Consider the following 24,787-nt stretch of genomic DNA (forward strand, 5'->3'; position numbering starts at 1 on the left):
TGCCCGCACCGTAGCACTTTTGTCTACCGCGGTCAAGAGATGGAAGTACGTCCCTCCCCGAACCGCTCGGCGATGATGCGCTCCACGGCACTGTAGGGATCGGTCCGGCGCGACGTCATCTCCTCGACGATCTCCCTGAACCGCCCGTTCACCCGAATGTGGCCATAGACCTCGGCAAAAAGCCTTTCCTTGAGGAGATCCATGAAGTGCCGCACGCTTCGCTCCTCGCAGATCCGCTCAAAAGCCCCCGAGTCGACGAGATACCGGCGGTGATTCTCGATCTCCACCACCATCTCCTCGATGCCGCGGTTACGACTTGCCTCGGTCAGCAGCACCTTCGGCTGCCAGTCGTCCGGTTTGGTCTGTTTCATCTCCAGCATGACGGAAAGCTCCCGTGCGGTACGGTCCGCCCCGTCCCGGTCTGCCTTGTTCACGACAAAAACATCGCCGATCTCCAGGACACCCGCCTTGATCGCCTGGATATCGTCGCCGAGCCCCGGCACCGACACTACCACCGTCGTATGGGCCATCCTGACGATGTCGATTTCGTCCTGTCCCACCCCCACCGTCTCGATGATCACGACATCCATCCCCATGGCGTCCATGACGTTCACCACATCGCCGGTGGAGCGGGAAAGCCCTCCCATGTGACCGCGGGTGGCAAGGCTCCTGATGAACACATCCGGGTCGTCGGCATGGCGGTTCATCCTGATCCGGTCCCCCAGGATCGCCCCGCCGGTAAAAGGGCTGGTCGGATCGATCGCCACCACCCCCACGCGCTTGTCCCGCTGGCGGTACGCGGCGGTGAGCTGGTCCACGAGGGTCGACTTTCCGGCCCCCGGAGGTCCGGTGATCCCGAGAATGAAAGCCCTCCCCGTCAGGGGGTAGAGCTTTTTCATCTCATCGGCGGCGCTTCGAAAGCCGTCGTCGAGATCCCTCATGAGGCGTGCGGCGGCACGGATATCGCCATCAAGTATTCTGTCTGCCAAAGACATGCTCGGGTTCCTTCAAGAGATTTGGAGCTTCGCCACTACCGGACCGTCGTTCTGCAGGGCCTCCCGGCCGCACACCGCTACCCCCTCGGTGTCACGTGCTCGCGAATCCACCCGACGATATGCTCGGTGGAGGTCCCCGGCGTAAAAACCTCCTTGATCCCGGCGGCCTTGAGCCCGGGGATATCGTCCTCGGGAATCACGCCGCCGCCGAACACGACGATGTCGTCCGCCGACTTCTCCCTGAGGAGCTCGCAAACCCTCGGCAGGAGCGAATTGTGGGCACCGGAGAGGATCGAAAGCCCCACCGCATCCACATCCTCCTGGATGGCTGCCGAAACGATCTGCTCCGGGGTCTGGTGGAGCCCCGTGTAGACAACTTCGAAACCGGCGTCACGGAAGGCCCGGGCGATGATCTTGGCCCCACGGTCGTGGCCGTCCAGACCCGGCTTCCCGACGAGAATACGCAGCGTTCTTTCAGTCATGGCACTCTCCTTGGCTCGTGTTCACTTCTCTATTCCAACCCGTGCCGGCACCCCGGCCCGATAATAGTGTTTGATTTCGCGCATTTCGGTCACCAGGTCCGCCGCAGCGATCACCCGCTCGTCCACGTTGCGTCCGGTAAGGACCAGCTCGACCTGCGCAGGCTTGGCGGCCATGAACTCCAGGACCTCCTCGACGGTCAACAGGCCGAACGAAACCGCTCCGTTCACTTCATCCAGAATGACGAGGTCGTACCCGCCGCTCGACATCGTCTCGCGGGCCGTATCGAGGGCGGCGCGCGCAAGCCGGACATCCTCCGGGTCGGGATTCTCCCGGTTGACCCAGCCGGGGCGCCCGGTCTGGATAATCGTCAGATCGGGCGCGAGGCGGGCCGCTGCGGCGTGCTCCCCGTAAGGGCCGCCCCCCTTCATGAACTGGATCATGACGACCTTGAGGCCGCGCCCCACCGCCCGGAAGGCAAGACCCAGGGCCGCAGTGGTCTTGCCCTTCCCGTTCCCCGTGTACACCTGGATGAGTCCCTGATCGAGCTTCATCTCGTCTCCCCGCAACCCTGCCGTTCCCAACGATGTGGCGGCATACACATTTCTATAAACATGATACCCGGTACAACCCGGATCGAACAGCTCTTTGATCCGGTTGCCAAACCGGCTCTCGTTTTAGCCTCGGTAAAAATTGTGCCGGGACTATAACAACTGATCCGACAGGCTGTCAAGCCGTATTCACGGATTTATAACGTTGTTTATTGCTACTTAAATACCCACTTGCCGCATCCCCCATCGCCTGTGACAAATGAATGCTTGACACAACCAGCCGCTTTTGATATTTAGAGTCTCCACATTGCGGGCGATTAGCTCAGCGGGAGAGCACTGCCTTCACACGGCAGGGGTCGTAGGTTCGAACCCTACATCGCCCACCAGAAAACACGACCGGCCAAGTCGAGAAACTTGGTCGGTTTTTTTATTGCAATTTAAGTTAGTTACAACGCTACCACCTGAACAATCCAGTCCCAAAAACCACGCATCACAAACGATTCCCGTACGTATTAGTCAAGCCTGAAGGTACCTACACAAGCTTCGATTTCGCAGCCCGCATGCCGATGAATACCTGTTCGGCGACCGCAGCCGGGAAACCGGCCGGCAGAGACGATGCGACACGGTTGATGATGTCATCCATCGGATCAAGCAGTTCCCTGGTAATGCCGGCCAACTCTTCCTCAGGGAAACGGACCTTGCGGGCCATACTCTCCCAGTGACGCTTCTGGATTTCACCCCAGTAATAGTGCTTGTTTTTCCCGTCCGCGGACATGGCCATTTTCATCTGCTTCGTGTGGAGTTCTTTTCTCGCCACGAGGGGCCAGGCGGACATGACGTCATAGAGCGGCGTCATGCGATAGGCACCACGCGGCAGCAGGTAGATGCTGAAATTCTTCCCATGGCCGTCAATGGCCCCCAGCAGCCAGAACAGGAGCTGCGCTTTCATGAACAGACGCCGGTCAGCTGCGGCATTCTCGGAGCCGAGCAGCAGATCCATGATCCTGCGGATGCCCGGTCCGCCATCCTCTTCATACTTGAACACCGGCGGGACTCCCAGGGCCTGGCACATATCCTCCATCGGCAGGCGGATGATCCAGGTGCCGTCCTTTGACATCCGGCGGTCAAACCGCTCCACCACGAGGGTCTTGACATCCTCGAAGGTGCGGATTTCGGCGTTTGCTACCGGCATGCCGTATTCCATCAGGATACGGTGACACAGCCATTCGTTTTCGACGCTGTCGGAGAGATCGATCCGGGGTGTCTGCCCAATCGGCAGCTTGAAGATATGGGTTGTCGGCGTAACACCGTGTGGTCGGCACCAGCGATCACCGTGCAGCAGAAGAGCGGTTTTTTCCTGGGCACCGGCAATCGAGATGCGGAAATCGGAGCTTCTTTGCATCCCCAGCGGCATTGTTTGATAGTTTCTGAGGGTCTCGGCGATCTCGGCATCAGTAAGCGGCTCCGCCGTTATGGTCATGATACCGGGCGGCTCTTCAGTTTCCGGCAGGAGTTGGACAGCGCCGACACAATCCCGCCCGATGTGCCACAACAGGTCGAAGCATCGGTCGCTGGCAGCGCCGAACCTTGTCTGAATCCGCTTTCGTATGGCGTCATTGTCCGGTAGCAGGTTGTCGAAGAAATGCTCAACCGCTGTGCCGTGCAGAGGGTGGTAGCTGAGAGGGAGCGACAGGGACAGAGGCCGGCTGTTTTCAGATTCGAGCCAGGAAGGGGCATAGGCAAGCTGTATTTTGCCCGTTGATGAAAAGGAGAGAGTACCGACCTTCTCGCCGTTGATGTAAACAATGAGAGGGATGCGGGTTCTGGGCCTTGCCACGATTACCACCTATCCTCTGCCGGTTGCCCCTGCTCCCGTGGGCCGACCAGGATATTCAGATTGAGGGCCGCAAAGAGAAGAAGAACCGTCTGCAACTGCACCGACGGCTTACCCTTCTCGATCATGGAAATGGTGGTCTGGTTCACCCCTGTCATTTTCCCCAGGGCGACCTGGGTTAACCCCTGTTTTTTTCTCTCATCCCTGAGAATAGCGCCCAGGGATTGGGCTGATGTGATGAGCCTGAACATAAACAGCCTCGAATTATTGCCTGATGCCGATATTTTAACTTTAATGTCTATTTAATATATTTCTTCGTTATTGTATATAAGAAATATTTTCAACTCGTTTTCTTTTGAACAAACCTCCCGTAACTCAATCCTCTTCGCAGTTCCAGGTCGAAGAGGTTAGAGTAGCGGATGGTCTTGCTCAAGTGAACGCCGGAGACCTCCCGTTTTTTGTTGTCTTCACCTGCATTTGTTTTCAATCACATCTCAAGCCCGGCCTTGGGATCTCCTCCACGCCGTCACAGGTTGGCCGCAATGTTATCCAAAACCTCATCGACCCCCTTCACTTGGGCGTAGACCGCTCCCAGCGCCGCCATGTACGAGGCGTGGACCTGGGGAGCGGGGACCGTGACCCCGTTGAAGGCGAGTTCTCTGGTGGCGCAGGCGTCGTGGGCCAGGATACAGGTGAAGCCCAGGTCGAAGGCCCCCCTCACGGTGGCGTCCACGCACATGTGGCTCATCATGCCGCAGACAAGGAGGCTTGTGATCCCCCCTGACCTGAGGCGTTCCAGGAGGTCCGTCTCCCGGAAGCTGTTTGGATAGTGCTTGACGACGACGGGTTCCGCAGGCAGCGGGCGTACTCGCTCATGAATCTCGGCTCCCGTGGTGCCGGGCAGAAAAAAGGTCGCTCCCGGCCGGTTGGCGATGTGCTGAATGTGGAACACCGGCCACCGTTCCCGCCGGAATGCCGCAAGCAGCCTTCCCGCCGCGGATGCTGCCTGGATACTGCCAACCAGTTCCATCTTGCCGCCGGGGAAATAGTCGTTCTGAATGTCGATAATTAACAGGGCTGTGCTCATTTTCGAACCTCCTCGCGCGGTTGAACTAGAAACGATACGCCACCGTCGCCGTCGCCACATGGTCGCTGTAGTCGAACGAGGGATCGTCGGAGCTCCGCCGGGCATACTGATAGCCGGCCGAGACGGTAAGCCGGGTAAGGGGCGTCCACTCCACGCCGGCGTTCAGCTCCTGGGTGAAGTCGCTCCGCGGCGCCACGCCGGAACCGGGAACATCCCGGAAATCCTTCCACGACAGACGGTCGAAGACCGTCCCCTTCACCTTCGGGGTGAACTGATAGGCAAAGCCGGCGCCGATGGTGTCGGTAACGCTGTAGATCCGGTCGGCGTAGGTCTCCTCGTAGAGCTGGCGCTCCCAGTTCAGGAGGAACCCGAGCTTCGCGGTGAGGGCGTAGGATGCCGCCACCTTCCCGATCACGCCGCTGAAGTCCCGGGCCGACGACGCCTTGTGGCGGCGGTTGAGGTAGCCGACGTAGCAGGAAACCGCCGTCCGCGGACTGAAGGTCTTGTCCAGTCCCACCCGGATCGAATCGGCGCTGTTGCTGTTGTTCACGGCCGTCGGGCCGAGGACGAGAGCCTGGTCGTACTCCCTCTCGTCCCGCTGGTAGGTGGCATAGAGCCGCGCCTCGGGCGAAATCCGGTACGAGACCGTACCGGCATAGCGGTCGATGTAGTACTCGCTCGTGCGGTACTGGGGAAGCGAGTAATCCACGGTCAGACGCCGGTACGCCGCCTCGAAGCCGAGCCCCGAGGTCATCACGTATCCCACAGAAACCCCCGCCGCCATCTCCCGGCGCCTGTTCACCGCGGCGCTCCGGTAGTCGGTCCGCGCCTCGGGGGTCTTCGCGTACGACCCGTCGATCCTGACCCGCAGCGCATCCAGCAGCGCCAGCGTCACGGCGCCATTGGCCTCGTCCCGGTCCACATCCTGGTCCGAATAGTTGCCGTAGCGGATGAAATCGCGCCGCACCAGCAGATCCAGCTCCTGCCGGCTCAGCCGGTACCGGACCCCGGTCCCGATGCTCGCCACGGTGATGAAATCGCCAAGCCGCTCCTCGCCGACCAGACTCTTCAGCTCTGCCCGGTCCCGCACCCGGAAGATGTTGCTGTCGTACATCTCCGTCACCGACGCAAACGGCTTCAGGGTATCGCCGAGGAAGGCGGCCCGAGCCGGAACCGCCACCGTTACCAAGGTCAACAGAAAGATTGTTTTTGAAGGGAATTTCATGAGATTGTAAGTTTTGCGTTTTGGGTTTTGAGTTTAAATCCCGAGTCCCGAGTCCCGAATCCCTAGCCTCAACATCCCGTCCCCTTCACCACCGCCAGCACGGTCCGGGCGATGAGCTTGAGATCGAGGCCGAAGTGCCAGTTGTCGATATACTCCAGATCCATCTTCATCCAGACGTTGAAATCCTTGTTGTTGCGGGCCACCACCTCGTGGATGCAGGTGATCCCCGGGCGCATGCTGAGGCGCCGGCGCTGCCACCGCTCGTAGCGCTCCACCTCGGAGGGGAGCGGCGGCCGCGGCCCCACGAGCGACATGTCTCCCTTCAGGACGTTGATCAGCTGCGGCAGCTCGTCGAGGCTCGTCTTGCGCAGCAGCCGCCCGATCCAGGTGATCCGCGGGTCGTTGCGGATCTTGAAGACCGGCCCCTCCAGCTCGTTCAACCGTTGCAGCTCCTTCAGCTTCGCCTCGGCGTTCACGATCATCGTCCGGAACTTGAGGATCCGGAACGGTCTTCCCCGCAGGCCGCTCCGGACCTGGCTGAAGAAGACCGGCCCGGGCGAGGCGAGCTTGATCGCCAGCGCGATGAGAAGAAAGAGGGGGGAGAGGACGATGAGCCCCGCGGCCGACCCCATGACGTCGAGGACCCGCTTGAGCGACAGGGAGAAGAAATCCTGGGGGGTCGTATCGAAGGTGAGGAGCGGCCACCCCTCCACCTCCTTCACCACCGGCTTGGCGATGGCGGTATCGAAGAAATCGACCGCGATGGTCGCCTTCACCCCGATCTTCTCGCAGACCCGCACGTACTCCTCCAGCCGCGACAGCCACTTGCGCGGCATGAGGAAGAGCACCTCGTCCACCACGTGCTCCTCCAGGATGCGGGGCATGTCGTCGAAGGTGCCGATCACCTTCCCCTTCCCCACGGCCATGCCGCGCATCTCTTCCTCGTCGATGAAGCCGAGGATCTTCTGCCCCCACTCGGGGTGGGACTCGATCACTTCGGCGAACTCCCGGGCCCGTGGCCCCGAGCCGACGATGAGCACCACCCGGAAGTTGAGCCCCTTGCGCCGGGCGCTCCGCAGGAACTGGAGCACCAGAAACTTCTCCGCCGCCAGGAGGAGCACCGCCGCTCCGAAAAACGCCATGACGAAGGTCCGCCTCAGGATGTCGAGCTCAAGGAAAAACGCCGCGGCGGAGAAAACCAGGGTGGCGACCAGCGACGCCTCGAAGATGGTCCAGAAGACCTGCCAGATGCTCTTCTCCCGCATCGAGCCGTAGACCCCGAACCACTTGAGGACAATGATCCAGAGCGGGATGAGCAGGGCCAGGAACGGGAGGTAGTCGTCGAAGGACGGCACGGTGTACAGCCCGTCGGACTCTTCAACGCGCACAACGTTGGTGGCGATCAGATAAGAGATGCCGATGATGATTGCGTCAAGACAGATGGCGATCTTATGGATGAATCTGTTCTGTTCCTTGAGCATGGTGTACTCCTGTCACTCCCCCCCTTGGATTAAGGGGATCGTAACTCCCCCCCGGCCCCCTCTTAACCCAAGAGGGGGTGAAATTTTAAGGGGAGGCGGGGGTGGGGTTATGCCTCTGTGGTGCTGTCAACCACTTCCACGCCGGCAATAACCTGACGGCTTTTCCCTGAACGACGGTGTCGCCCTCTTCCTCCCAGGTAAGCACAAACAGATTTTCGCAGGCCAGTTCCTCAGCGGCACGCAGCAGAGCGGTCAACTCGCGCTTCCTGGTCTTCGGATCGGTCATGTCATAACAGACCTGGATCAGATCGGTGGTCACGCCACCATCCCTGACGACAAAATCCACTTCCCTGCCGCCCGGTTCCTTGTAGGTATAAAACTCCCGCCCCCGCCGGGCCAGTTCGATGGCAACCAGACTCTCCAGAAGACGGCCCGAATCGGCCCCTCCCCGGAAACCTACGGCAGCAACGAACCCCAGCCTTTCGAGGGACCGCCGGCCGGGATAGTATCCTCCGCGATCAAAGAAGAGGACCCCTCCCTCAGTGCCGTTTTTCCATCATCGGATAGACTTCCTTGCGGTGGCAGATACCGAGGATGAGGATTTCCTCTCCGTCAACCCTGAAAACAACCCGGTAATCGCCGACCCGCATTTTCCAGTATCCCCTGAGGGTTTTCCGCAGGGGCTCGCCATACTCATGGGGGGCGATCATGAGGCGGGTCTCGATCGCCTTCCTGATCCTGTCCCGGACATCGGCATTGAGCTTCGCAATATCGTGCTCTTTCACATCTGGATGATAGATGACCGAAAAAGGCATGCTATCCCCAGACGTCTTTGTGGCTGAGACCCTTGCGGCGGTCGAAATCTTTCTCCCGTTCCGTCGCAAAAGCCGCCAACGCTCTGTCCTCCCGGAGCTCAAGGGCTTCCTTGACAAGGTCCCGCATCAGCATCGACATGGAAACGCCTTCGTCTTCGGCAAGGTCCTGGATCGCGTTGTACAGGGGCTTTTCAAGGACAACGTTAATTCTCGGGTTTTTTGCTGGCATGGTCATTCCTCCCCGAACAAAGTGTACCACTTGTGTTCCACTCGATCAACCATTCCTATTGTGCCACCGTCTCTGCCCGAGTTGGACGCATTAATCGCAAAGGCGCGGAGTCAGGCACAATCTGACGGGCTCAAAAGAAGCGACATCAATAAGTTTTGTCAAGCGATAAACATTATTAAGTCAAAAGAGGCGGGTTGCCCCGCCTTCGAAAGAGAACAGGTAGATGTCCCCTTAAGATCCGTCGCGTGATATATTCGCAAATTCGACAGGATAGGTGTGCTAAGTTGGCGTCTGCTCGGCGATGGTTCCCACAAGACCGTCTCCCAAAATATGTTTGACAATTCAGGGCAGATCAGTAGTATTTGTTATGGAGGCTTTGTGATGCTTCGGCATTGCATTGCCTTTTTGCTTTTCCACCTAGCCTCTTCCGGCCTGCTTCCCGCTTCGTAAATCTTTGATCACCCCGAAGCTCCGGATCTTGAAACCCTTTATACCTTCCACGCTCCGTTCCGCCTGGTGCCTGAGCCGGCTGATGGTGTCCACAAACACACCCAATTCCTCTCGTCTCGGTTCTGTAAGGTTCTTCGTCCGAAAGCCCCATGAGATTATGTAGGCGGCCAGATCAGCCACCTGGATTCCCGTGGTCAGATCGCTATGGACGAAAAAGGGTTCCGGGATAATCTGTTCCGCTCTTCTGCGTCCCTTCGCCGTCAGCTTGAAATACCTGTCCATCTGTCCTAGCAGGATATGGCTCTTGCTTTTCTCCAACTCATCAAAGACGACGATTCCAGAAGCTGATGAATCCACATCCTCCAGAAAATAGAAGAAACGTTCAAAAAGATACGAATAATCTTTCCTCAGATACTCAGCGTTATGGTCGCAATGCTCCTTATCTGCAACGATACTGGCGAAGACCCGGCATTCATGGCGGGCGCATATCTCGAACACTTCCTTCACATAGGCAAGCTTTGCCTGGGCCAGGGCCGCCATCTCCCGCTTTCCAGCAGCGGGTCCGTTTTCCAGACAGCTCTTTGCCAACAGAGTTCTTTCCTCACCTGGAATCGGCGGTAACATGGCGGCATGGGCGAATGCCTTTTTCTTGAGGAGCTTCTTCCCCTTCAGCTCCCTTGTGCCCTGGCTGTAACGTATGCCGAAATGTCGGATTTCGGCTTCCTGAATCGCCCGGATCAAGTTCCACAGTGTTGAATCCTTAATGGCGATGCCAGTCAACACCTCATAGGGAGAATCCTTATGGTCCTGCCCGCTCTCGTCGATAAACAGAAAATATGCCATGTGTGTACTCTTTCAAATACCCGCAAAACCCGGCAAAACCGATCCGAGTTCTGAGCTTGTAACTCAAAACTCAAAACTCAAACCCCCTTCACCGCCTTCTCATACACTTTCAGCGTCTGCTCGGCGAATTACGCGGACTCCAGAACTACCTCCACACCCCCCTTGTATCAATCAGCACCTTTTCTTTCAGCAACTCCCGGTCAATCTCCTTGAACTCATCATGATCCACCAGTACCAGAAGGATATCGGCTTCCTTCAGCACAGAAGACAGATCGTAGAGGGGGAATTCGTCAAAACCGTTGACCACATTCGGCTCACAGGCCATGACCTGCCCCAGTTCTGAAGCAATCAACTCGCGGGTTATCTCCATTGCCGGAGACTCACGCAGATCGTCGATGTTCGCCTTGAAGGCGAGACCCAAACAGCCTATGACCGGATTTTTGAAGCGTTCTGCCCGCGCCCGCACCCTGTTCAGCACCCAGTGCGGCTTATGGTCATTCACTTCACGGGCAGCACGGATCAGGCGGGCCTCCTGCGGCGCCGCGGCAACGATGAACCATGGATCGACGGCTATGCAGTGTCCGCCCACGCCGGGACCTGGCTGCAGAATATTGACGCGGGGGTGTTTGTTCGCCAGTTCGATCAACTCCCAGACGTTGATTCCCAGCCGATCACAGATTATCGACAACTCGTTGGCGTAGGCTATGTTCACGTCGCGGAACGAGTTTTCCACCAGCTTGGCCATTTCCGCGGTCCTGCTGTCGGTCAGGAAAATGTTGCCGTTGCAGAAAGTCTTGTACAGCTCTCGCGCTTTCTCCGCCGAAGCCTTGTCAATCCCGCCGATGATCCGGTCGTTGTCCACCAGTTCGCGGATGATGTGGCCGGGGAGCACCCGCTCGGGGCAGTGGGCGATGAAAATCTGGCTGCTGGCAGCTAGTGGCTGGCTGCTGGTCGTGAGGTCTGGACGGTGTTCTGCTACGATTGCGCCGATTCTTTCTGTTGTGCCAACAGGCGAGGTGGATTCGAGAATAATCAGATTGCCGGCTTTGAGGAACGGGGCAATAGCCCGGGTTGCTGCTTCCACATAGCTGATATCCGGTGCCTTTGGATTACCATCAACCGCCATGAACGGTGTCGGCACAGCCAGAATGAACGTGTCAGACTCCTCAGGGGTGAGGGATGCTTTCAGATTTCCGCTGTTCACCGCCGAACGGACGAGGATATCCAGGTCCGGCTCGACAATATGGATGTTTCCCTCGTTGATGGTATTGACCGCGGCTTCATTGACGTCGACTCCCAGCACCTGGTGCCCTTTGGTAGCCAGCATGGATGCGGTGGGAAGCCCGATATATCCGAGACCGACAACAACGATCTTTTGCCTCTGCTTGTTCACGTTAAGCCCTCCATGAGTACATGAATTCAAAACAGCAGCCAGCCGCTAGCAGCTAGCCATCATCAGAGCCTCGCATATCCTGGCGGCAGCATTGCCGTCGCCGTAGGGATTGTGCGCTTTCGACATCGCTTCATAGGCCATAGCATCATCCAGAAGAACATTTGTCTCCTTAACGATCGCCGCCCTGTCCGTTCCCACCAGCTTGACGGTGCCGGCCTCTACGGCTTCCGGTCTCTCCGTTGTGTCACGCATGACGAGAACGGGCTTCCCGAGCGAGGGGGCCTCTTCCTGGACGCCGCCTGAATCGGTGATGATCAAATGAGAACGGTTCATGAGATAGACAAAGGGGAGGTAGTCGACAGGCTCAATCAGGTGGACGTTACTGATCTTCCCGTTACCGAGAATCCGTCGTACCGGTTCCTGCACATTGGGATTGAGATGAACCGGATAAAGAATCTCGACGTCCGCGTTACTCCTGGCAACGTCGGCAAGGGCATAGCAGATATTCTCAAAACCAGCCCCGAAGTTTTCGCGGCGGTGTCCTGTGACGAGTATGAGTCTTTTGCGATGATCGAGGAACGAGAAGTCTGATGCGAACTGGGTAGAAATAGCGGAATTGGTATTAACTTGGTCAGCAACAGCCAGAAGTGCGTCCACCACGGTGTTTCCGGTCACGGAAATGGTTTCATCCGCGACACCCTCTCTCAGAAGATTCCTGCGAGACGCCTCGGTCGGGGCAAAGTGCAGATCTGTCAATGCTCCGGTTACACGACGGTTAATCTCCTCAGGAAATGGAGAAAACTTGTTGTGAGTACGGAGCCCCGCCTCCACGTGCCCGACCCTGATCCGGCAGTAGTAGGCGGCAATGGACGCGGCCATGGTGGTGGAGGTGTCGCCATGGACCAGCACGATATCAGGGCGCTCTTTTTCAAGTACCTGCTTCAGTCCCTGCAGGACGTTGCAGGTGATGTCGAAGAGATCCTGGCCAGGGCGCATGATGTCCAGGTCGTAGTCCGGTTTTATGTCAAACAGGTTGAGCACCTGATCGAGCATCTGGCGATGCTGGGCGGTCACGCAGACGACGCTTTTGAATGCCTCCGGACGCTTCTCCAACTCCTTTACCACAGGTGCCATTTTGATAGCTTCGGGGCGGGTGCCGAAAACGGAGAGAACTCTTAGCATCAGAACTTATTACCTTTGTGAAAAAAATCTACCGTACATTTGTCAATTTCAGCATTCAATTCAGCTAACTAATTCCAATACTTATCCACGAGCTGCTTGGTATTGAAAATGTTTCCCCTGCTCGAAGCGCCAAATACGATGGACTCGATGTTTGGCTGCTGACAGATCCATTCAATGGCTTCATCCGCTGAGATAGCTCCAGATGCAAATACAGACATTGCTATGGCTCGGAATTTCTTTTCTTTCAGAGAGCGTTCATAAGCATCGAAACCTCCGCACATGCGGAAACCGATCTTGTTAATGTTCGAGCAAACGATAGGATTTTCTATTCCCAATTCCTCCAGCACATCAAGCAATCTGGGCATGTTCATGGTGATAAATCCTGGCTCGGCATTGTAACGGGCCTTCACGTGGTTGGCGAAGATTCGGAACGCTTCCTTGAAATTTAGGCCTAGCAGCAGGTCTACGACTACGTTCTGGAGAAAAATGACTGGGGTCTTCAGCCCCTTGAACATTTTCATTTCTGCATCCACCAACAAGGTGGTTATCCCCTCAATGTCCTTTTTGGCAAGGGACATCCCCCCCCTTAACGCGGTATCGAGCAAACCCTCGTCCGGAAGGAAGCGCTTGATTGCTCCGAGCATGCCATGATCCGTCATTGCATTGGCATACTTATGCGCATAGGGCATGCATGGATAAAACAAGAAATCTTTGTATCGTTCAGGATTATTCCGCATATGATCACATATCAATGCGATCCGGTCGTGAGTCGTACACATGAAGGTTCTAACGCCCTCGTCATAAGCTGTATCCAGAACGTCAATGATTGACTGAGTATCCTGAAAACGCATTGCTTGAGTTCGCGCTTTTTCCTCTGACATATGGTTAACGCCGAAAAACTGATTGTCACCAAACAGCAAACGATCCATTGAAAAGCCCCTCCTCAGGGTCCATATTTCTTCGCACTTCTTCCTGCTCACTTCTCCAGTTTCTCGTCCTTTCAGCCGAAAAGAAAACGCTTCTTGCGTTTCGCTGCCGCAGGCAAAGCATCATCTGACGTAACCGCCGCGCCTTTCTCAGCATCGGCGATCATCATGGAAATCACCTTGTCTGTTGCCACCGCATCCACAAAGGAATTCACGTTCTCCGCTCTTTTTTCTTCAATGCATCGCACGAAGTAATCCAGTTGGGCTGAATACTCTTCGCCGCGGATATAGAACCAGACCGGATCAGTTAAATCTGTTGTATAGCGAACATTCCACCCTTGCTGGTAGCCAGATGGAACGTTAGTTGTGTCACGCAAATATGCCTGGCACTCTTGGCGATCTGCGTAAATACGCCCCCCCTTCCCCCAGATAGTTATTTTGGTGCTCATCTTTCGATAAGATTCATCACTCCAGTTCACCGAAAGTTGTGAGCTCATGCCATTTGCAAAGTAGAGGGTACTGAACACTTCATCGTCTGTTTCTTTTGAAAAAATGCTGTTCAGCACCGTACCCCCCACGCCCACCGGCATTCCAAAATACCAGTTGACCAGGTTAATCGGGTGTGCCGCATAATCATACAAGCACCCCCCACCTTCCTGCCGCTGAGTGCGCCATGTCGACCCCTTCGGTCGCAATACTACCGGTCCGTAGGCTTCCGCCAAAACGTGAGTGACCTCCCCGATTGCACCGGCATCCAGAAGCCGCTTCACTTCCTGGAATGCACCGACAAAGCGGTAGTGGTAGCCAACCTGATTCACCAAGCCTTTCTCTCGCGCAAGTTTAGCGGCCGACTCTCCGTCTCTGGTGTCCAGACAAAAGGGTTTTTCACAAAATACGTGCAAGCCGCATTCAAGCGCCCTATTGACCATTCTTGCGTGAGAACTTGAAGGTGTGGCGATGATTACGGCATCTAATTCAACCTCTCGCAACATCGCTTCGTAATCTGTATAAGTATTCACTCCGGTGTATTTGTTGAGCACATCGAGCACGTAGCTTGCTGAGTCGCAAACTGCCACAACTTTAACCAAGGGATGTGCGTTGATCATGGCGTGATGGGACAGCCCCATCTTGCCAAGGCCAATAACGGCCAAACGAACCATCTCTACCTCCAATCCCAAAAAATGATTATTTGTTTGCAAAAGATTTTAGAGGGCGAATAAATCCTGCGGCAGCGGCTTCGAGAACAAAGACCAATGACCACCAATAGCGCTTAGCTCGTAATTTCGGCTGAATAACAAGACGGAAAAGCCATTCCATACCGAGTGTTCGTATCCACGCCGGAGCCCAGGGGACGGCGCCGGAGTGATAGTCGAACGCCGCCCCAACCCCTACCATCCAAGGCGCGTTAACACGATTCAGGTGAGCGGCAATCCATGCCTCTTGCTTTAAGAGTCCAAGCCCAACCCAGACTATGTCCGGTTTAGTTGCATTGATCATCTCTACTATTTCCTCATCTTCTTCCGGTGTTAGTTCACGGAATGGAGGGCAATAAGTACCAACGACATTTAGTTGTGGAAATTGCTCTCTAAGCCTTTCCGCCATCAGGTTTGCAACCCCTTCTTTGCCACCATAAAAAAAATGCCTCCAACCACGAGATTGGCCATAACGGCTGCAATCAAGCAGTAAAATTGGGCCATTATAGCGTTTGATGTTCAATCCCCAAAAATAGCCTGCTGCGATTACCCCGACTCCATCACATAGTGAGAAATCAGCCTCCTGAACATAAGCCATATGATCTGGTTTCCTCAAAGCGTGATACATCGATTCCGTATTGGTGATGGAAATATATCCACCGGGGATTTTCTCTTGGATTCGCCGTTCTATTCCTTCGAGGACAAATTGAGGGGAATCCATTGAAACCGGTATCCCCTTAATACTCTCCCTGTTACAAATCATCTTGAGCTACGCTCCTCTATTCGTACTTGCTGTAAGAACGCCAACTACCCGATCTATAAAACATTCGAATGACAAGTTGCCTCTAATCATTTCATATCCTGCTTCGCCCATTTGTCTGGAAACTGCAGGATCAGATAGGATATTGCGAAGGCATGTCGCAATCTCATCGGCATTCCCATTCCGCAGGCGAAATCCATTCTTCCCGTCCACAACCAGATCATCAGCACTTCCGTCAGCATATCCTGAAATTACCGCTACACCGTGAGCCATAGCCTCGTTAATTGCCAGCCCCCCCGTACCTGGCAAGATGAAAACGTCAGCGGCGTCAAAGTATGGACCAACACCGTCTACTACCCGACCAGTGATGACCAGGTCTTCTCGCTGTCCGAATTTCTGTTGAATTGAATCTAAATGCGGACCATCTCCCACCAGGACAAACATGAGATCAGGATCCGCTAGAATGTCGAGTGCCTCGAAAACAACTTCAAGTCGTTTCTCCTCAAGAACGGCACCTACATAGAGAACAATTTTTTTGCCTTTCAATTTTGTGTAACATTGTTCCAGTAGGCTGTGTGCCGTTTCTTTAGATAAACATTCAATAGCTGACTCATTGATGGTATTATGCATTACGGTAACTTGATCGGGCCGTGCACCGTGTGCAATTGCATAATGTTTGGCATTGGTATGATATGCCAAATGATGATCAAAACAAGGAACAAACTTGCTTAGAATCCAGCGCTTCAGGCGGCTAGGGTTGTATTCGTAGCCGCATTGCCACGCTATGACTTTGAAATTGATACGGTTTTTAAGTTTTAGTATCTGCCATTCGGAAAATGTGCCAGAATGGCACATTGTTATAACAACTGCTGGCCGAAGCTTCTTGACTATCTTAGTTACACCATGCTGATACCTAAACGTAAAACTAAAAACTGGAATTTCGGTTAAATCGAACTCAATTTGACGGCGAACTATTTTCTCATTCAAAGCAACCCGACCACGGGTTGTTTGTTTTTCACGTCCGGATACAATTACCAATTCATACCCATATGCGGGAAGAATATCATCCAGACGCTGCAACATCTCTTTATGATAGTGCATTACTCTATCAAATATAAAAATCACTGGTCGCAACGATCGTAGAATAATTTGATTACTTGTTGTCATTGTATGCTATAGGCTATAATGAAATAAACGTCTAGATATTATTTAACCTTCAATAGAACAAAAGAGGAGCTATTCCAATTTCCATTTTAACAACTCCATTAAGAGGCCTCACCTCGTCAAAAAGTGATTGTACTCTTGAAACCCGCCATTCTGCCGGTATTTCAAACGAAGCTATACCGTCATGATCCTTCCAGACTATCCAGCCGAAAACTTTATTGTTAACTAACAACTCACACACCCTAATACCGCCAAAGGAATTAGTTTGTCGTATTTCTTTCCCTTTCATCCACATTACAACTTGCGCATATGCCTTCACCATTGGCTTTGCAGTCCCAGTTGTTGGTTCTCTCATTCCTAGACCATACAAGTTGTCCCATGAGTACCAAAAAAATCGATCCAGTCCTTCAGCGCGTCCTATGATGAAAGCTCTAGCCAAATAAGCGCCAGATTCTATCTGTAGTTCGAGTTTCTTCCATCCTGCCGAGCTAACCATCGGATGATCAGATGTTCCATCACCGTTTGCAATCCACCAGCCTGTTTCTGTGTTCCATAAAGGCTTGTCGACAATGCCGTTCTTATTCATTATTCTTCGAACCTCTTGTATTAAAGGTATCATTGCTTCAGGGGCACTTTTTTGCACATAAAAATGATAACCAACAATATCAATATAATGCCTGACACCTTTGGCCAGTAGGCTATCAAGATATTCCAAGTGTCGTCCTTCACCTGTTACTCCGGGCCCAATCACTTTAATCTCAGGGTCCACTTGCTTCAATGTTTCATAGGCAATTTTGTACATCTGTACGAGAATTTCCTGAGTGCCTGAAAAATACTTCTTGTCACTCGGCTCATTCCAAACTTCATAATATTTGATGACTCCTTTGTAGCGTTCCGCGATCGTCTTCACATAAATACGCCAAAGTTCCAAATCGTAAGGCTCAGATGCAAAGCCCGGCTTATACCCAGAAGGCTCAAATGGCCGCGTTGAAGCCCATGGAGCGCACATTCCGAGCGGATAAACAATTTCTATTCCTTTACGTTTTGCTATAGACACATATAAGTCGAGTCTTTTGAAGTTCCATTCGCCATGAGACGGTTCTATGTAGGGCCATCCGACATACGCATCCCATAATCGCCAACTACCAAATTCGAATGGCGGCCACGGAGTACCAGCGTCTAGACGGTGGATAATGATGCCAAAATAATTGAGAGGGGTAGCTGATGTGGGTAGTAACATGCCCTGCTTGGCATCTGCCACAAAGGTCGTGAAAAGAAGCAAGCCAATGATGAGTAAGTACACTCTCTTTTTCATTCTTCGCTGAATTTCCATCGTAAAAATCCCTCAACTCGTCCTAAAGCAACAAAAAAGCCATACACTGCTGTTAACAGCTTCCCTCGAAATAATGGAATGCTTATTGGTGCCACAAGACCACGCAAAATTATCCAGAGCCCTAATCGGTGTTTAGCATATATTGCTCCTGTGCCTCGAGCACGGTTCCGTGCGTTACGGTAAATTGTTCGCCTATCCCCTTTAGGGACATTAAAAAAAGCGTGATGAACTTTAGCCGTTGGGCAGTAGTCCATGCTCGCCCCCAATGAAAGGGAGCGAAGCACCAAGTCGATTTCCTCAGCGGCGCCATACCATTGCCCCACCCCGAGACGGCAATCAAATCCTCCTAACAGATGAAGCAAATCTTTCCGCAGGAAAAGCGAGATGGAACTCGCATCGCCCCCCCGATACTTGCGCCACGATTTAAGAGACAAACTTCCAATAATCATCATTTTTTTTCTAGTTACAGCCTGCTCAACCCAACAAGCAATTACACCTTGGAGCGCCGTTTTGGTAAGAAATAAATGCCTGATTTCAGCAATAGTGTCAGGCTCATACCAGCAGTCATCGTCTGGAAAACCAATGATTTCACCAGTTGATTGTAAGATGCCGAGATTGCGAGCCAATGACAGATTCCCTTTATCCATTCGCAAATGGCGGAGTGGAAGACCTGCTTCCAGACTCGCTTCAACAATAGGTCGAAGTCGATCATCCCGGTTCTGGTCGACCAGCACAACCTCGAAAATTGCATCAGTTTGCGTAACAAGCGACTGAAGGCACCGACCTACTTCAGCGGTTCGACCGACCGTCGCCAGTACGAGCGAAACCTTCATTTCAGGCCTCCGCAGCGCATCGCAGCAACAGCAATCAGAAATCCAGTGCGCAACCGGTAGAAAGTATTGCCGGCAGCACGAGAATCGGCGGCCATCTGCCAGGCACCGCGGATATCGCCAGATACCAGCCGTGCCCTCGCCACGTTGAGCAGATGACTTGCAAGCAGCCGGCGCGCCCCGCTTTGCAAGAATTCAGGCACATCACCACGCTCAAGTCGCTCACTCAACCTGATATAACAGGGAAGCAGAATTTGCACCGATGACGACGTCGTGGCGCTGGCGGGCACACCCATACGGTATTCGGCACAAACCGCCGGGTCGAAGGCAACCGGGTACCTTTCTGCAATTCGAAACCAAAGATCCTGATCCTCTCCCAGCTTTTCCCCGACCGGAAAACGTTGTGATGGCTCAGAAAAAACCGCCCGACGAGCGGCCAACGAACTGGTGGAAGTAAAAGCGGACCGGCACCATGCGGTGTAAAAATTCGGCACAAGGCCGCGCCGGAGCGTAATCGACTTATGCAGAGGGTTACTGGCAAAGCGGCCGTCGTCCCAGAAGCGACGATAGGCGGTGCCAAGAAGGCCCGCTTGCGGGAAATCCGCTGCAAGCCCATGAATCGCCGCAATAAATCCGGGCAGGTAACGGTCATCAGCATCCAGGAAAGCGACAATATCACCTTTGGCCTCCTGAATGCCGCAATTGCGTGCTGATGCCACACCAGCATTTCGCTGCCGAATCAGTCGAAGCTGCGGTACTGCCAGCCTTTCGACACATGCTGCACTGCCATCAGTAGAACCGTCGTCAATAACGATAATCTCTGCTGCCGGGAGCGACTGTTTTTGCACCGACGCAATCGCCTCTTCAACAAAGTCCGCCTTGTTAAATAGCGGTATAACGACTGAGATGCTTGGAGTGACGCGTTTGGTCATGCGGTCCTCAGTATTATAGGAACCTTGCAGGAAATATCGCTCTCCCGGCCGATCGGTTTACGGAGAACCAACTGGAACAGCAAGAGTTGAGTGAGGAAGTCTCCATTGAACAGTGTACCAAGCGTGAGTGGGGTTTCGGTCATGCACCGAATCACTATGATGAAAAACAACACCACCGATACGCCGCGTGTTGCGTCTGCAACGCGAAAGGCCATACGACCGAGGACAACCAAATATCCAGCGAGTGTGATTACCCCCACCACCCCCGCCCCGCTCAGACTTTGTAGAAACTGATTATGCGCACTGAACGCGAAGGGCATGCCGATCTGCCACCGAAATCTCGCCCCCCAGATCTCAGGCCCGTAACCGAATAGGATATTTCTTTTCCATTCGGCGATCGCCACCTGCCAGATACGCCCGCGTCCGGTAAGCGTGCTGATGTCGCTGCCTGCCTGCGTGTATGCTATTTGCTCCCATAACGAAGACGAACCCATCAGGAAGACTGCAGATCCCGACACAAGGATCAGAGCACATATTCCAGCAACAACACCTGAAGTAACGATCCGTTTGGTCGAGCGACTCTGTCTGTACCAGGCGAGAAGCGGCAGAGCGAGCAATGCAGCCCCCCAAACCGTTTTTGATTGTGCAAGAATAAATACCAGAGTCGCCGCACTTACGGCGAACCAACGCAAATCGCGACGCTGCCAGGGCTGCATATATTCAAGCAACAGGTAGACCAGCGCAAGCGGCCCAATGCTGTTGGCGTTCGACCCAACTCCCCACAGCCTGATGTAAAGCCACGGCACCCAGCCTGTGGTGTATGGCTGCACAGCAAGTTGTGGTTGGAACACTGCGACAATAAGACTCGCGATCATCATCCCCATGAGTGCCACCTTTGCGGCTGAGATGATCGGAGTAAGGGGTTCACGACGCGAGACAAAGACGGCAGCACAGGGGATTATTGGGTACAGCAGATTGTGGATGAACGTCGGGTGTGTACCCAAAAAACTGGGCAGGACATTGTTTCCGATGTAATAAGCACTAATTGCACCGAAAAGCAACGCACCGTCAGCGGGCTCCAACTCGCGGCGTCTGTATGCCTGACCGACAAGGCGTGCAACACAAATTCCAAGAACTACGTACGTAAGGATGCGAAGCAGCCATGCTGCGGAACCGAAAGCCTCATCATTCAGAGCGGTTTCAAAGCCAAAACGTGTGAGGTTTCGGCCGGAAAGCAGCGAACTAACTGCTATGCCCAGTGCAAGTAACGGGATAATGCTCGGAGCAACCCAAGCGCCCCGGCAATTTTCTGCGTGTAGGAATAGCCCTATCCCGGCAATAGCACCAACTGCAGCCACAAACGCAACAATAAGAAGTAGAATGTCACCAAACGACATGTCTACCTCTCCACACTTGCAAATAAGGAGATCCATCGCCCCACCGGCGGTGGACACTTATCAGCGATACGGTTAACAAGTCTTGAGAGTTCGTTATCGATTGTTCCCGGCAACCACTTTACGGCAGCGGCAAACGCAACCAAACCTGCTGCGACGTCCGCGATCAACCAGAATTGAGGTACGATCACCAACTGACGCATAGCGACATCGGTCACCAACACCGCTCCAGCGCAAATAATCGAAACATAGAGACCACGCCGAACAGCACGCCACACCGATGCAAAAGGCATGGTTAAAAGGCGGCAGGCCGCATAAAGAATAACGGAGCAGCGCAGCATGAACATCAGCAATACAGCCCATCCTACTGCGGCAAGCGAAATCTTTGCTGCACACCATGCCGCTACAATCCATACCAGCAAAATTGGCAACTGACTCTTGAACTCACGTCCCGGCGCCCCTCCTGCCCAAAGCAAAGGCGTTGTCATTCCCCACACCAGAAAGAGTGGCATGGCCAGCGCAATCGGCTGAAAAACAGCACCTGCGACACGCCACGAATCACCATAGAGGGCGAGCACAAAGGTGCTGGAAATGGCTGATACGGCTGCAAACGCAGGGAGAATAAAAAGCATTATGGCGCTGACTAGGGCAAGGTATGCGCGAGATACACGTTCGTGGCTGTTTGAAGCATGGGAGGCCGCAGAGAAAAACACCGGCTGGATCACTCCCAGCAGAGAACTGGTCGGGTTGTAGAGCATGTTGTAACTCGTTGAATAGAACCCTATTTGCTGGCTTAAGAAGACGCGCCCAACAATTACCCTGTCGATATTATTGATCATCCAGTTAGTTATATTGGTTGCCAGAACGGTCAATCCATACCCTGAAAGAGAACGCGCTTCCGCATACCAGAGAAGAGGTGTGACTGCATGTCTGGTTGCCAAGTACAACAGGACAAACATACATGAAGCCTGCACCAACCAGCCAATCACCAATGACCATACTTGAGCACCGGCAAGAGCCAATGGGATAGCGACGCAAATATAGCCGACGATGTAGCTGATCACTTGCGCAAACTGAATCCGCTTGAAATTCATTTCGCGCTTCAGCAGGTTAAGAGATGGGGCGGCCAGTGCATTGAGCAGACAGATGGCAGCCATGCCAAGCACCACATCATGCGCACGCTTATCGCCGAAGAATGAAGCGATCGGACCGCTGGCAAAAGCAATTGATAAGGAAACAAGAATGCCGATAATGATCTGCCATGTGAATACAAAACGCAGGTCATTGTGGTTAATAGTCTTTTTCTGGATCAGCCCATAGGCAATACCTATGTCTGCAAAAAAGTTGCTGAAGCCTACAACAATTGCACCTATGGCGAAAAGGCCGTATTGCTCAGGCCCTAAAATCCGTGCAAGAACAACCTGTGCTACAAGTTGCAGGCCTATTCTTATAATTGTGCCACCCGAACCCCAAAAAACAGCCGAGAGGCTTCGGTTACCTAAATCTTTCATTGATTCAATCCGCAAAGAGTTGACCACCCAAAATCACGGGTAGCGACTGATGCAACTCCTTAACAAACCCCTTCTGCACCTCATAATCCTTCTTATAATCTCCCTCCCCCACCAACGATGAAACCCTCACCAACACTCCACCAGCATCAGCCCCAAACGTCCCCCAATAAGCCTGCTTCCACTTCCGCTCAAACTCACTCGTAACAACCTTCCCCCCCAACACAATCCAATACTGAACCGCCTCCACCCCACCATCCGGATTCTTAGCCACCATCTGCTTGAGACTCAAATTCGGAGAACTCATCGCAGTCCGCCCGACAGAAGTAACATTGCACCCCGAAGCCTTGTAACAAACCTCCGGCAGATGAATACTGAAATTCTTCCGCTGATCCGCCCCATAGGCCACAGCCAGCATCACCCTCTTCCCATCGGGCCGCTCGTACGTCCTGATCAGCACATCATCCAGAAACTTCTCTTCCTTCGCCCCCAGCGTCGTATCCTGACTCACCATCCGCCACTCCCCGATAACCGTCGGAATGGCGGAAAGGTTGATGGTCTTCGCCTGGGCATGCCGCTCCACGCGGCAGAAAAAGGTCAAGGCCCCGGCCAGGGCGAAGAGAGCGAGTATTGTGATGTGTTTGAGGTTGTTTTTCATAAGCCCTTACAATCGTGAGACGTGAGATGTTAGACGGGAGACGCCACTTCTCACTTCTCTCGTCTCACGTCTCACTCTCAATGCGCGGCAAGGGATAACGATTTTCGCTGTAGATCGATACGCACGCACCGCCGGTGAGCACAACATCAATGCCGTGGTTGCGCAGCTGATCGGCTACAAAAGCGCCGAATTCCCCTACAGTCATTTCCCGAATCGGTTTCATAGGGTCTTTCCGGCTCGTCTCGGCCTGCGCCTGTCCATCAGCAACTCATTCCTGATCTCTTCAGGATAGAAGGAGAGGGCCTTCCCCAGTAGGGCCTTGAGTTCCTGAAGAAATGGATAGCGGGGATTGAACCCATAAAGGCGCGTTTTCCCGGCCAGCCTACTGTAAAGCACTCCGCCGGCTTCAAGCTTCTCAAGCTGTTTCTGGATCGGCCCCAGGCTGGACGTGAAGAAACCGGCTATTTCCCTTGCATACCCCTCCTCGCGAGCAGCCAGAAAAATTAGTACCCTTTCGCAATTCATAGATCCCAGTACCGGCTCAAGCATATTGACCTCCCAATAAAGTCATATGACCTAATTTTAAAGTCAATTATGGCATAATCGGCAGCTCGTGACTAGCGGCTGGCAGCCAACGCCTGATCCCCAAACAACAACGTCCTCTGCTCACCATTCACCGCACCATAGAGCGCCGTGACGAATTCCTTCTGCACCTCGAATTCGCGGGCACCCCCCTGCGGAGCATTGATAGAGGAAACCCGTACCAGTGTCCCTCCAGCCCGGGCGCCGAAAAAACTGTTGAGTATCTGGTTGAATTTTCGCTCAAAATGGTTGGTGACGACCTTTCCGTTGAGGACAATCCAGAATCCGGAACACTCCCCGCATTCCCTTCCCCTACTCCTCCTTCACCTGTCACACCCCATGATGGGCCTCGGTATCCGCACGATGGGCGGTGAGATCGGCGGCCACGGCATCAACCTTTACTTCAACCCGGTCGAGTCTTTTCTCGACCTGGTCAAGTTTTCCTTCCATTCGATCCATCCGCTCCGCCAGCATCTGCTGCCCTTCCACGACAAGGTCGAGCTTGTGCTGAAAGTTCTCTTCGACAATTCCGATCCTCCGGTCGAAGGCCTCTATCATATCTTCCTTGAAACTCGTAAGCACGGCCACCAGTTGTTTTTCATCGACGGACATCGTGTCTCCTTGATCCGTAAAACTATTTTAAAGGCTTTGTCTCTCACCCGTTCGCTTCGCTCTCTAGAGACCACAGAGATCACAGAGTAAGGCTTTTAAACTCTTTAAGGGTTTTACCCCGAAAAGCTTCCCAGGTTTTCAGGTTTTCCTCTGTGTCCTCTGTGCCCTCTGTGAGAGACTGGTTTTAAAGACGTTTCTCTCACCCGTTCGCTTCGCTCACTAGAGCCCACAGAGGCCACAGAGAAAAGCGACTATACGGCGACCCGCGTTATTCCGTCAACCAGCTTTGTCTCGTTGAAATTGATCAACAATCCCAATGGTGAAACGCGG

28 protein-coding genes and 1 tRNA gene are annotated in these 24,787 nt (G+C 53.8%); 1 reads left to right on the forward strand and 28 read right to left on the reverse strand.

What is annotated here, in order from left to right; translation table 11 throughout:
• Positions 1-32: 32 nt before the first annotated feature.
• From meaB to cobO, 3 genes are all read right to left on the reverse strand, one after another.
• Entirely contained in the window at positions 33-995 is a 963-nt protein-coding gene (gene meaB / locus M6689_RS07285) for a methylmalonyl Co-A mutase-associated GTPase MeaB (protein ID WP_298269655.1), read from the reverse strand.
• A 77-nt stretch (positions 996-1,072) separates the two neighbouring features.
• Positions 1,073-1,477 carry a cobalamin B12-binding domain-containing protein gene (locus M6689_RS07290; protein WP_298269657.1) on the reverse strand — a complete coding sequence of 135 codons (405 nt, stop codon included), beginning with the start codon at positions 1,475-1,477 and terminating at the stop codon, positions 1,073-1,075.
• Positions 1,478-1,498: 21 nt separating this feature from the next.
• Positions 1,499-2,029: a cob(I)yrinic acid a,c-diamide adenosyltransferase gene (gene cobO / locus M6689_RS07295; RefSeq protein ID WP_298269659.1), complete on the reverse strand. Its 531-nt coding sequence runs from the start codon at positions 2,027-2,029 to the stop codon at positions 1,499-1,501.
• A 308-nt stretch (positions 2,030-2,337) separates the two neighbouring features.
• Between cobO and M6689_RS07300 the strand changes: the two genes are divergently transcribed.
• Positions 2,338-2,412, forward strand: a tRNA-Val gene (locus M6689_RS07300).
• A gap of 146 nt (positions 2,413-2,558) precedes the next feature.
• Here M6689_RS07300 and M6689_RS07305 read toward each other — a convergent pair.
• From M6689_RS07305 to M6689_RS07420, 25 genes are all read right to left on the reverse strand, one after another.
• A complete protein-coding gene (locus M6689_RS07305; protein WP_298269662.1) occupies positions 2,559-3,863 on the reverse strand; it encodes a type II toxin-antitoxin system HipA family toxin in 1,305 nt (434 codons plus the stop codon).
• 2 nt (positions 3,864-3,865) lie between these two features.
• Positions 3,866-4,111 carry a helix-turn-helix domain-containing protein gene (locus M6689_RS07310; protein ID WP_298269665.1) on the reverse strand — a complete coding sequence of 82 codons (246 nt, stop codon included), beginning with the start codon at positions 4,109-4,111 and terminating at the stop codon, positions 3,866-3,868.
• Positions 4,112-4,386: 275 nt separating this feature from the next.
• Positions 4,387-4,947 carry a cysteine hydrolase family protein gene (locus M6689_RS07315; RefSeq protein WP_298269668.1) on the reverse strand — a complete coding sequence of 187 codons (561 nt, stop codon included), beginning with the start codon at positions 4,945-4,947 and terminating at the stop codon, positions 4,387-4,389.
• Between the two features lie 25 nt (positions 4,948-4,972).
• Positions 4,973-6,142 (reverse strand): outer membrane beta-barrel protein, encoded by a 1,170-nt coding sequence (locus M6689_RS07320; RefSeq protein ID WP_298269671.1) that lies wholly within the window; start codon positions 6,140-6,142, stop codon positions 4,973-4,975.
• Between the two features lie 98 nt (positions 6,143-6,240).
• Positions 6,241-7,653 carry a sugar transferase gene (locus M6689_RS07325; protein ID WP_298269673.1) on the reverse strand — a complete coding sequence of 471 codons (1,413 nt, stop codon included), beginning with the start codon at positions 7,651-7,653 and terminating at the stop codon, positions 6,241-6,243.
• 85 nt (positions 7,654-7,738) lie between these two features.
• On the reverse strand, positions 7,739-7,972 hold the full coding sequence (locus tag M6689_RS16265; protein WP_366949735.1) for a hypothetical protein: 234 nt from the start codon (positions 7,970-7,972) through the stop codon (positions 7,739-7,741).
• A 220-nt stretch (positions 7,973-8,192) separates the two neighbouring features.
• The gene (locus M6689_RS07335) at positions 8,193-8,468 is read right to left on the reverse strand and encodes a type II toxin-antitoxin system RelE/ParE family toxin (protein WP_298269675.1); all 276 of its coding nucleotides are present in this window, start codon (positions 8,466-8,468) and stop codon (positions 8,193-8,195) included.
• Position 8,469: 1 nt separating this feature from the next.
• Positions 8,470-8,697 (reverse strand): ribbon-helix-helix protein, CopG family, encoded by a 228-nt coding sequence (locus M6689_RS07340; RefSeq protein ID WP_298269677.1) that lies wholly within the window; start codon positions 8,695-8,697, stop codon positions 8,470-8,472.
• Between the two features lie 417 nt (positions 8,698-9,114).
• Positions 9,115-9,990: a DUF3800 domain-containing protein gene (locus M6689_RS07345; protein WP_298269680.1), complete on the reverse strand. Its 876-nt coding sequence runs from the start codon at positions 9,988-9,990 to the stop codon at positions 9,115-9,117.
• A gap of 145 nt (positions 9,991-10,135) precedes the next feature.
• Positions 10,136-11,383 carry a UDP-N-acetyl-D-mannosamine dehydrogenase gene (wecC, locus tag M6689_RS07350; RefSeq protein WP_298269683.1) on the reverse strand — a complete coding sequence of 416 codons (1,248 nt, stop codon included), beginning with the start codon at positions 11,381-11,383 and terminating at the stop codon, positions 10,136-10,138.
• A gap of 45 nt (positions 11,384-11,428) precedes the next feature.
• Complete coding sequence (gene wecB / locus M6689_RS07355; RefSeq protein ID WP_298269686.1) at positions 11,429-12,565, reverse strand: non-hydrolyzing UDP-N-acetylglucosamine 2-epimerase; 1,137 nt, start codon at positions 12,563-12,565, stop codon at positions 11,429-11,431.
• 68 nt (positions 12,566-12,633) lie between these two features.
• On the reverse strand, positions 12,634-13,494 hold the full coding sequence (locus M6689_RS07360) for a hypothetical protein (protein WP_298269689.1): 861 nt from the start codon (positions 13,492-13,494) through the stop codon (positions 12,634-12,636).
• Positions 13,495-13,565: 71 nt separating this feature from the next.
• Entirely contained in the window at positions 13,566-14,651 is a 1,086-nt protein-coding gene (locus M6689_RS07365; protein WP_298269693.1) for a Gfo/Idh/MocA family oxidoreductase, read from the reverse strand.
• A 25-nt stretch (positions 14,652-14,676) separates the two neighbouring features.
• Complete coding sequence (locus M6689_RS07370) at positions 14,677-15,405, reverse strand: WecB/TagA/CpsF family glycosyltransferase (protein WP_298269697.1); 729 nt, start codon at positions 15,403-15,405, stop codon at positions 14,677-14,679.
• 48 nt (positions 15,406-15,453) lie between these two features.
• Complete coding sequence (locus tag M6689_RS07375) at positions 15,454-16,545, reverse strand: glycosyltransferase family 4 protein (protein ID WP_298269699.1); 1,092 nt, start codon at positions 16,543-16,545, stop codon at positions 15,454-15,456.
• Between the two features lie 115 nt (positions 16,546-16,660).
• Positions 16,661-17,941, reverse strand: a complete 1,281-nt coding sequence (locus tag M6689_RS07380) for an endo-1,4-beta-xylanase (RefSeq protein ID WP_298269701.1) — start codon at positions 17,939-17,941, stop codon at positions 16,661-16,663.
• Positions 17,920-18,774, reverse strand: a complete 855-nt coding sequence (locus tag M6689_RS07385) for a glycosyltransferase family 2 protein (protein WP_298269704.1) — start codon at positions 18,772-18,774, stop codon at positions 17,920-17,922. The genes M6689_RS07380 and M6689_RS07385 overlap by 22 nt, the downstream gene beginning before the upstream one ends.
• Positions 18,771-19,703: a glycosyltransferase family A protein gene (locus tag M6689_RS07390; RefSeq protein WP_298269707.1), complete on the reverse strand. Its 933-nt coding sequence runs from the start codon at positions 19,701-19,703 to the stop codon at positions 18,771-18,773. Before M6689_RS07390 ends, M6689_RS07385 begins: the two co-directional genes overlap by 4 nt.
• Positions 19,700-21,100 carry an O-antigen ligase gene (locus M6689_RS07395; protein WP_298269709.1) on the reverse strand — a complete coding sequence of 467 codons (1,401 nt, stop codon included), beginning with the start codon at positions 21,098-21,100 and terminating at the stop codon, positions 19,700-19,702. Before M6689_RS07395 ends, M6689_RS07390 begins: the two co-directional genes overlap by 4 nt.
• Positions 21,101-21,102: 2 nt before the next feature.
• Complete coding sequence (locus M6689_RS07400) at positions 21,103-22,608, reverse strand: lipopolysaccharide biosynthesis protein (protein WP_298269712.1); 1,506 nt, start codon at positions 22,606-22,608, stop codon at positions 21,103-21,105.
• A 4-nt stretch (positions 22,609-22,612) separates the two neighbouring features.
• Positions 22,613-23,263: an exosortase C-terminal domain/associated protein EpsI gene (locus tag M6689_RS07405; RefSeq protein ID WP_298269714.1), complete on the reverse strand. Its 651-nt coding sequence runs from the start codon at positions 23,261-23,263 to the stop codon at positions 22,613-22,615.
• Positions 23,264-23,327: 64 nt separating this feature from the next.
• Complete coding sequence (locus tag M6689_RS07410) at positions 23,328-23,486, reverse strand: hypothetical protein (RefSeq protein ID WP_298269716.1); 159 nt, start codon at positions 23,484-23,486, stop codon at positions 23,328-23,330.
• The gene (locus M6689_RS07415; protein WP_298269719.1) at positions 23,483-23,812 is read right to left on the reverse strand and encodes a winged helix-turn-helix domain-containing protein; all 330 of its coding nucleotides are present in this window, start codon (positions 23,810-23,812) and stop codon (positions 23,483-23,485) included. Before M6689_RS07415 ends, M6689_RS07410 begins: the two co-directional genes overlap by 4 nt.
• Before the next feature lie 68 nt (positions 23,813-23,880).
• Positions 23,881-24,123 (reverse strand): exosortase-associated EpsI family protein, encoded by a 243-nt coding sequence (locus M6689_RS16270; RefSeq protein ID WP_366949736.1) that lies wholly within the window; start codon positions 24,121-24,123, stop codon positions 23,881-23,883.
• A gap of 52 nt (positions 24,124-24,175) precedes the next feature.
• Positions 24,176-24,457, reverse strand: a complete 282-nt coding sequence (locus M6689_RS07420; protein ID WP_298269722.1) for a hypothetical protein — start codon at positions 24,455-24,457, stop codon at positions 24,176-24,178.
• Positions 24,458-24,787: the final 330 nt, after the last annotated feature.

The organism is Geobacter sp., assembly GCF_027327745.1.
Lineage (GTDB): Bacteria > Desulfobacterota > Desulfuromonadia > Geobacterales > Geobacteraceae > Geobacter.